Annotated in this window: 1 pseudogene; it reads left to right on the top strand. The window is 60.8% G+C overall.

The features are described from left to right. Positions 1-1,128: pseudogene (locus GIW69_RS26125) on the top strand (hypothetical protein); the annotation flags it as partial.

The raw sequence follows: 1,128 nt of genomic DNA, 5'->3' as shown, positions 1-1,128 counted from the left end.
ACCCCGAGACGAACCTGCCCTATCCCAATGCCGCCGAGGGCGATGTCATTCAAGTGACCTGGGGCGGCGTATTCGTCCTGAGCGATCCGCTGACCGCAGAACAGGCCGCCGGGACGGTGCCGATCGTGGTGTGGGTTACCGAAGCCGACATTCGTGAGGCCGACGACTCGGACAGTTCGGGCCTGGCCGTGGCGTTCGAGGTGTATGACGCGGTCGACAATCGCTCGCAAGGCTGGAGTGCTGCGCAGCGCGTGGTGGTGGCGGTTGATGTGACACGGTTATTGGCGCCGGTGCTCAAAGAGGCCATCAGCAACCAATTAGACGTGGACAATCTCAAAGGCAATGGCACTGCGCAAATCGTGGCGGTCGACCCCAAGCAATTCAAGGTGGGCGACACCATCATCATCCGCATCAGGGCCACGCCGGTGGAAGGTGGGCCGATCGATATGTACATCACCGGCGAGCCGCTGGTCAGCGTACCGAGCATTGCAACCATCGATATCCCCGAAGCGTTGCTTCGGCAATTGCCTCGCAGCGACATGGCGTTGTCCTATCGAGTGCAAAAGGCTGACGGCTCCGCCGACCTGCAATCCCAATCCAAGTTCATCAGCGTCGTCGGCGAACTCAAACGCCTCTTGGCGCCTGTTGTACGGGACGCCGTAGACGGCGCGCTCGATCCGACGCTGGGTTCGGTCAACATCGAAATCCCGTTCGACACATCCTTCGCCGCGGGCCAGGTCATCCGGCCGATGTGGCTCGGTACCCGCCCGGATTTCTCCACCTACCTGCCCGAGCTGCCACAGCACCCGATCACCAATGGCGAAATCATTGCCGGTAAACCGCTGAAAATCAGTGTCGACGGCACGCACCTGACGCAGATCAACGGCGGCAAAGTGGAAATCTATTACCAGTTGCTGATCGAAGATTCCGTGCTCGGCAGCATGAACCACGTCAACGCCAGCCACGCCGTGCGCGAATCGCTGCACCACGACCTGCTCAACGTCGGCGAACCGCGCCTCGAACTGCCGGAACCAGAGGTCGCAGGCGTAGTGGAAGGCTTTCTGCCGGCGGATCGCAACGGCACCAACCTGATCGTCAATTACCTGAAAACCGAACCTGGCGATGAAG

The organism is Pseudomonas syringae, assembly GCF_021605415.1.
GTDB lineage: Bacteria > Pseudomonadota > Gammaproteobacteria > Pseudomonadales > Pseudomonadaceae > Aquipseudomonas > Aquipseudomonas syringae_S.
The sequence above is the reverse complement of the archived record's forward strand: the minus strand, read 5'-3'. Positions and strand labels throughout refer to the sequence as shown.